The 7041-nt window shown below is 70.4% G+C and carries 8 protein-coding genes; 3 read left to right on the plus strand and 5 right to left on the minus strand.

Going from position 1 to position 7041, the window contains the following annotated elements; all coding sequences use genetic code 11:
• Positions 1 to 144, minus strand: a 144-nt coding sequence (locus ACWEN3_RS37555) for a LysR family transcriptional regulator (protein ID WP_452980554.1), incomplete at its 3' end; no start/stop codon positions are given.
• A gap of 138 nt (positions 145 to 282) precedes the next feature.
• Here ACWEN3_RS37555 and ACWEN3_RS37560 point away from each other — a divergent pair.
• Positions 283 to 1527, plus strand: a complete 1245-nt coding sequence (locus tag ACWEN3_RS37560) for an MFS transporter (RefSeq protein ID WP_452980536.1) — start codon at positions 283 to 285, stop codon at positions 1525 to 1527.
• A 54-nt stretch (positions 1528 to 1581) separates the two neighbouring features.
• Here ACWEN3_RS37560 and rodA read toward each other — a convergent pair whose 3' ends face one another.
• Positions 1582 to 2781 (minus strand): rod shape-determining protein RodA, encoded by a 1200-nt coding sequence (gene rodA / locus ACWEN3_RS37565; protein WP_452980537.1) that lies wholly within the window; start codon positions 2779 to 2781, stop codon positions 1582 to 1584.
• Positions 2782 to 3502: 721 nt separating this feature from the next.
• Positions 3503 to 4186: a transglycosylase SLT domain-containing protein gene (locus ACWEN3_RS37570; RefSeq protein ID WP_452980540.1), complete on the minus strand. Its 684-nt coding sequence runs from the start codon at positions 4184 to 4186 to the stop codon at positions 3503 to 3505.
• Positions 4187 to 4610: 424 nt separating this feature from the next.
• On the opposite strand from ACWEN3_RS37570, the gene ACWEN3_RS37575 reads away from it, so the two are divergent.
• Positions 4611 to 5408 carry a maleylpyruvate isomerase family mycothiol-dependent enzyme gene (locus ACWEN3_RS37575; protein WP_452980543.1) on the plus strand — a complete coding sequence of 266 codons (798 nt, stop codon included), beginning with the start codon at positions 4611 to 4613 and terminating at the stop codon, positions 5406 to 5408.
• 173 nt (positions 5409 to 5581) lie between these two features.
• Here the strand turns inward: ACWEN3_RS37575 and ACWEN3_RS37580 are convergent, their stop codons facing one another.
• Both ACWEN3_RS37580 and ACWEN3_RS37585 read right to left on the minus strand, forming a co-directional pair.
• Positions 5582 to 6346 (minus strand): hypothetical protein, encoded by a 765-nt coding sequence (locus tag ACWEN3_RS37580; protein WP_452980546.1) that lies wholly within the window; start codon positions 6344 to 6346, stop codon positions 5582 to 5584.
• Positions 6343 to 6654: a PadR family transcriptional regulator gene (locus tag ACWEN3_RS37585; protein ID WP_452980549.1), complete on the minus strand. Its 312-nt coding sequence runs from the start codon at positions 6652 to 6654 to the stop codon at positions 6343 to 6345. Before ACWEN3_RS37585 ends, ACWEN3_RS37580 begins: the two co-directional genes overlap by 4 nt.
• Before the next feature lie 82 nt (positions 6655 to 6736).
• Between ACWEN3_RS37585 and ACWEN3_RS37590 the strand changes: the two genes are divergently transcribed.
• A partial coding sequence (locus ACWEN3_RS37590) for a hypothetical protein (RefSeq protein WP_452980551.1) occupies positions 6737 to 7041 on the plus strand: 305 nt, incomplete at its 3' end.

A 7041-nucleotide genomic window follows, 5' to 3' on the forward strand; every position in this document is an offset into this window, starting at 1 on the left:
GAACAGCCTCACGCCGAGGTCGCGCTCCAGCGCGGCGATGCGCTTGGAGACGGCCTGCTGGGTGACCGACAGCTCGGCGGCGGCCTCCTGGAACCGCCCCGCGTCGGCGGCGGCGACGAAGGTCCGGACGGTGTCGAGATCCATGCCGACACCCTAGGGGCACAACCATTGGTTGTGACTCGCGGCCAAGCGGTTGTTTGCTTCCCGGGTGCGGTGCTCGCTTTGATGCTTCCGATCGCGGATCGGTTGTGCGGGTGTGTGGTGAGGGGTGTGGCGTCGGGTATGAGGAGCGGGCACGGGCTGGCGCGGCGGTTCGGGTGGCTCTGGGGAGCGTACGGGACCAGCGCGCTCGGCACGTGGCTCGCCTTCGGCGCGTTCCCGCTGATCGCCATCCGGGTGCTGCACGCCGGACCGGCCGAGGTCGCCGCGCTCTCTTCCGTGGGGGCCGCGGTGGGCGCGGCCGTGGCGGTGCCGCTCGGCCCGTGGGTGGAGTTCCGCCGCAAGCGGCCGGTGCTGATCGCGATGGACCTGGTGCGGTTCGCGGCGCTGCTGACGATCCCCGCCGCGTTCGCGCTCGGCGTGCTCAGCTTCCTTCAGCTCCTGCTGGTCTCGGTCGTCGTCGCGGCGGCCGACATCACCTTCCGCGCCGCCTCCGGCGCGTACCTGAAGACGCTGCTGCCGGCCGAGGACCTGCTCGTCGCCAACGCCCGGTTCGAGTCCACGGCCTGGACGACCACGATCATCGGACCGCCGCTGGGCGGCACGGCGATCGGCCTCCTCGGTCCGGTGGCGACAGTGGTGGCCGACGCGGTCAGCTACCTGCTCTCGGCGCTGGGCATCCGCGCGACGGGTGGGTCCGAGCCGCGGCCCGCCCGACGAGAGGGCGAGCGCATGCGGGCCGGGGACCTGCTCGACGGTTGGCGGTACATCCTCGCCGACGCGACACTGCGTCCGCTGTTCTTCAACACCGCCTTGTTCAACGGCCTGGTGATGGCCACCGAGCCACTGCTGGCCGTGCTCATGCTCGGGCGACTCGGTTTCACACCGTGGCAGTACGGCCTCGCCTTCGCCGCGCCCTCGATCGGCGGGCTGCTCGGCTCGCGTCTGGCCCGGCCGCTCGTCACCCGGTTCGGACAGCACCGGGTCCTGGTCGTGGTCGGGACACTGCGCGCGCTCTGGTCCGTCGGCCTGGCCTTCCTGGGGCCGGGCACCGGCGGGCTGCTGCTGGTGATGGGCGTCGAGCTGGGGCTCATCTTCTGCTGCGGCGTCTTCAACCCCGTCTACGCCACCTACCGCCTCGAGCGCACCGCGGCCGACCGCGTCACCCGCACCTTGTCCGCCTGGACGGTCACCACCAAGGCCTCGATCGCACTTCTGACGGCCGTCTGGGGTGTGCTCGGCGGCCTGCTCGGCCCGCGTACGGCCATCGGCCTGGCCGGCGTGCTCCTGCTGGCCACCCCGCTGCTGCTCCCCCGCCGCGCGGCGGCGCCCCTCGCCGAGCCGGAGCCGGCACCGAGCGGCGCCTGACGGGCCACCGCTGCCGTCACCGATCTCGCCGTACTGGCAAGCAGCCAACCGCGGCTACGCCGACATGGGCCTCTGCACCCGGATCGACTGCAGAAGTCCTACCGCCACCCACACCGCGAACATCGACGAACCGCCGTACGAGACGAACGGCAGCGGAATGCCCGCCACCGGCATGATGCCGAGCGACATGCCGATGTTCTCGAAGGACTGGAAGGAGAGCCAGGCGACGATCCCTGTGGCGACGATCGTGCCGTACAACTCCGTTGTCTCGCGGGCGATGCGGCAGGCGCGCCACAGGATCACACCGACCAGGAAGATGATGAAGCCGGCGCCCAGGAAGCCCAGTTCCTCGCCGGCGACCGTGAAGACGAAGTCGGTCTGCTGTTCCGGCACGAACTGGCCGGTGGTCTGAGCCCCGTGGAACAGTCCCTGGCCGGTCAGGCCGCCGGAACCGATGGCGATGCGGGCCTGGTTGGTGTTGTAGCCGACTCCGGAGGGGTCCAGGCTCGGGTCGGCGAACGCCGCGAAGCGGTTCAGCTGGTACTGGCCCAGGATGTGCAGCTGCCAGACGGCGACGGCACCGACGATGCCGACGGTGAGCAAGCCGAAAATCCAGCGGTTGGAGGCGCCGGACGCCATCAGCACGCCCAGGATCGTGACCAGCATGACCATCGTCGAGCCGAGGTCGGGCATCATCAGCACAACCATGATCGGTACGGCGGCCAGCCCCAGGGCCTGGATCACGGCACGGCTGCGGGGGTACTTCTTGTCCCCCGCGTCGACCTCGGCCGCCAGCAGCATCGCCATGCCCAGGATGATCGTGACCTTCACGAACTCCGAGGGCTGGAGGGAGAATCCGCCGCCCAGGACGATCCAGTTGCGGTTGCCGTTGATGGTGGCACCGAGCGGGGTGAGCACCAGCAGCACCCCGAAGACCGAGATGCCGTACAGAATCGGCACCGCGTTGCGCAGGGTGCGGTGGCCCAGCCAGATCGTGCCGAACATCAGGACCAACCCGATGCCGAGGTTCATCAGGTGCCGGACGAGGAAGTAGTGCGGGTCGCCCTGGTTGATCGCGGTGCGGTTACGGGTCGCGGAGTAGACGAGGAGCGAGCCGATCAAGGACAGGGCCGAGGCCGACAGCAGTATCGGCCAGTCCAATCGGCGGACCAGGGAATCGCGGGTGAGAAGCCGCGACCAGGCGGGACGCTCAGGACCGTAGCCCGAGACTGAGAAGTCGTTCGCACCGGTCATGTGAGCACCCTTCGGCTTCGTCGCCCGCATGTTGGCGTACGGGCGCTGCGCCACCCGTCTGGACCTACGCCAGACAGTGCGCCGCGTGCCGGCACGCGATCGCCGTCATGGACCGGCGGCCTGCGGGCATGAACCGGGCGATGCATGGGAACCCCGTTCGGAGCAGGAGGTGGTACGCACCGACGCCGAGATGATAGCCGCTCAATTGCGCAAACCGGCAACTCTCATCACGCGCGCGTCGCAGCGGTTCGGCGACATCGCGGCCCTGGCGGTGGGGTGCGTACGCCTTCCGGCCGAGACGGAATCAGGGCTTGCCCTGTCCGTACTTCGCGATGATCCACGCGGCGCCGCGTTCGGCCAGGGCCCGTCGCCGTCCCCGGCGCGTGCGCTGCGAAGCGACTGGCGGGGACGCGGTGTCGGCCGGCTGAGCCGCCAGGGTGGCGAGACGACGGGCCGCGCGTGCCAGATCGGCCTGAAGCCCCCGGCGCCTGTCGGAGGGACCGGCTCGCAATAACGCCGCGTACAGTCCTTCGACTTCGGCCAGGGCGGCACCCAACCGCAGATTCGCATCACGCACTCGCCGAATGTCCCCGCGCGGCATGAACACCCTTCCTCCACCGACACCGGGGCCTCCCCCCGCCGAGTTCGATTATTGCGCAATGCAGCAAACCATCGACAGTCCTCTTCGGAGAGCCGCCCCGCTCGGAGGCACCGCGAAGGGTCATTTCGCGCCGACGGCGCTGCCGGCCTTCGCCCAGTTCGCGTGCAGTCGGTCCAGGTAGGACTGGGCTTGGCTGCCGGGGCTCACGCCACGGGCGAAGGCGAGCATGTTGCCCGCGCCGGCGTTGTACCCGAGCGCCAGGAGATCGTTCTTCGTGTAGGAAGCCGACCAGTGGCCCGGTAGCTGGGCCGCCAGGTCGTGCAGATACCAGGCGGCGGCGTCGATGGCGAGATCCCGGTCGTCCGGCAGGTCCTCCCATTTGCGGCCGGCGAAGTCGCGGCCCTGCTTGACCTCGTCGAAGGTGGCACGGTGCATGTCGGCGATACCGAAGGCCGCGTCGGGCTTGTACTTCTGCCAGGCCCGCTCGAAGGCCGGGTCATGCGGCTTGTACGCCTCGTTGTAGAGGATCGCCATCAGCAACTGTGCGCCGACGCCTGCCTGTCCGGCCCGGGCGCGGACCCGCGAAGCGTAGCCGGCGGGGTCGTACGACGAGGTGGTCGACGCCGACGCGGGCGGAGCGGACGAGGTGGCCGCCCGCTTCGGCGTAGAGGGAGATACCTTGGCCGGAGGCGGGGTGTCATCGCCCTGATGGGTGCCCGCGGCGCGCACGATGACGTACAGCGCCAAGGCGAAGACCACCAGAGCGAGCCACCGTCGGCCCTTTGGCCCACCGGATTCGGACATGTTCCGTCCTCTCTGCACCTCTCCTCGACCAGCAACCTTGTACACCAGGGGGTTTAAGAGCGGCATGAGGTGACGCTGTGTCGCTCGGGGTGTGTTCTGACCGCAACGGCCTCCTTCGCGTGGCCCCGGCTGTCATCATCGCTCTGGCCGGCCTGCGCCCAGGCGCGCCTGCGCCTGGCGTTTCGGGAGAGGCCCTTGCGAGCCTGAAGGGGGCTCGCGGCGTCGGACGGTGCTCGCGCACCACGCGCCGATGCCTGAACGGGCAGCCGCGAGCCAGGGCCGACGGTGGGGGGCGCCCGGGGACTTGTCACGCGCCCCCGAGTCTGGTTGTGTACCTGCGCCACGGGCACGTCGGCCGTGCCGGCCGGTGGGGAGTGGAGCAAGCTACGTGCACACGACAGGGCGGCAGGACGGCTCGTGTCCCTTGCCCTTGCCCGACGGGCTGGGACAGGCGATCCGGGGCACCGCCGAGGAGATCGCCACGCTGGTGCGCAGCGCGGGCGACATGACGCTTGCCGTGCCGGGGTCGGAGTGGACCTTCGGCGAGGCCGCCGCCCACCTGGCCATGGCCAACGAACTGATGGCCGACCTGGCAGCCGGACGGGAGCGCCCCTACGGCGACGGAACGCCCCAGAGCCTCGCCGGGGCCAACTCGGAGTCCCTCGTGGCCTTCGGGGAGCGCCGGGCGGAGCCCCTCGCGACGATGATCACGGACCAGGCCGACGCGTTCCTGGACGCGCTGTCGCGCCCCACGTCCGACGAACCGGCACCAGCCACACCCCTGGGCGTGATGAACCGGTCCGTTCTCGCGTCGTACCTGCTCACGCACATGCTCGGCCATGGATACGACCTGGCTCGCGCCCTGAAGCGTCCGCACATGGTGGACCGGGAACGGGTGGGTCTGTGCATGCCGTTCATGCTCTCGGTCATGCCACGTGTCGCGGACCCCGCGGCCACGGCCGGGCTCACGGCCCGCTACCGGATCCGGCTGCGCGGGGGCGAGGTGTTCGGCGTGTCCCTGGCCGACGGCGCCGTCCAGGTGACACCGGGGGCGCCACCACAGCGCGCGGACTGCACCGTCCTGCTCGATCCCGTCGCCTTCCTGCTCATCGCGCTGGGCCGGCTCAATCCCTGGCGTGCCATCGCCCAGGGGCAGATCCTCGCCTGGGGCCCCCGACCGTGGCTGGCCCCCCGCTTTCCGACCCTGTTCACCGCACCCTGAGCGACATCTGCCAGGCCCTTCGCTCTCAGACGCCGTCACCGGCGCGCTTTGGAGTCGTGAGGGAAGCGTGCGACCGGGGACGTTGTGGAGTGTCGTTCAGTCGGCCGGCGACAGGTGACGAACGTCGTGAAGGGTTCCGGCGAACGCCGGCGCCAGGACGAGCAGCCCGGCACTCAGCCGTGGCGCGGTCGCAGGTCGTGGCCGGCGCTGATGGTCGCCGCGGCGAGCAGGGCGAGCGCCACGGTCGCGGCGAGCGAACCGGTGACGGAGCCGATCTTGATGCTCACCCATACGTTCTGCAGTGATGCGCACGCGAGTCCTGTTCCGAGGAGGACGAGCGCGGCGCCGAGGCGGCGCGCGGACGGGAGGACGGCGGCCTTGGCGACGCGGGCGACAAGCATGCACATCCCGGCCGCCGCGAACGCGAGCGTGCCCCAGTAGTAGGCGACGAGCGCGGCGTCGGCGAGCCCGGATGTCTGCCTGACCACTCCGGTGCGAGCGGCCAGGACCATCACCGAGAGCGCGGCCGCGGGACCGGCGAGGGTGCGGATCGCGACGACCGTCATGCGGCGGAGCGCGGCCCAGCGCAGTGGTGGGAGCGGCGCGGCCAGGGCCATACCGAGCAACGTCGGGGCCAGCCAGAGGCTGGTGGCGATGTGGCGGGTGTCGGCGGTCACCGCGGGAGAGGGTTCGACGGCTCGCAGCAGCAGCATGGTGGCGGAGGTGACCACGAAGAGGGCGACGGCGGCCACGCGGCGGGTCTGGCCGACGAAGGTCTCGGGCCAAGTGCTCGGACGGAGCCAGAGCCGTACGGCTCCGGTGACGGCGTCGGGCCAGGATCGGGGGCCGGTCGCTTCCAGTTCGTCGCTGATGTCGGCGCCCCATCGGTCGCGGACCGCAGGCGGGTAGAGGCCGGTGATCAGTGCGGCGGCTTTCATGCCGGCGTGATCCCGAGTGCGCGCAACCCCGCCTGGGAGATGCGGTTCATCTGCTCGAGTTCGGCGCGCAGCGTGTCCCGGCCGGTGTCGGTGATCTCCATGGTGCGGTGCCGTTCCTGCGGGGCGGCATCGGTGTCGGCGGGCCGGATGAGGTCGCGGGCCTCGAGCCGGGAGAGGGCTCCGTAGAGGCTGCCCGGGCCGAGGCGGCTACCGGTGAGCTCCTGGATCGCGGTGTTGATCGCGTAGCCGTGCAGCGGTCCGTCGGCGAGGACGGTGAGCACGAGCATCTGCGCGTCGTTGCTGTGCATGGATGTGGGCCTCCCGCGAAGAAGCGTACTACGCACCTCGTTACTACTTGACGCGTAATACGCCCCGCGTACTATGTCCGCTGTGGAACGCAGAGACGGGACCGGACGGGCGGCACTGACCGCGATCTGGACGGCGCTGAGCACGGCGGGGCTGTTCGAGGTGCTGAGCCTGCTGGAATCCCAGGACAAGACGGTGCGGGCGACGAGCCCCTGGCAGGACGACCCCTACGACGTCTTCGTGTCGTTCGCGATCTTCGCGGTGCCGATGCTCGCCGGGGTCATCGTGTTGCGGATGTTCGGCGAGGCCCGGCCTGTCGATGGACTACTACGACGGCAACACCGTCACCGCACTGTGGAACTACGCGCAGCACTACTCGCTGAGCGACC

Source organism: Streptomyces sp. NPDC004561 (assembly GCF_053602155.1).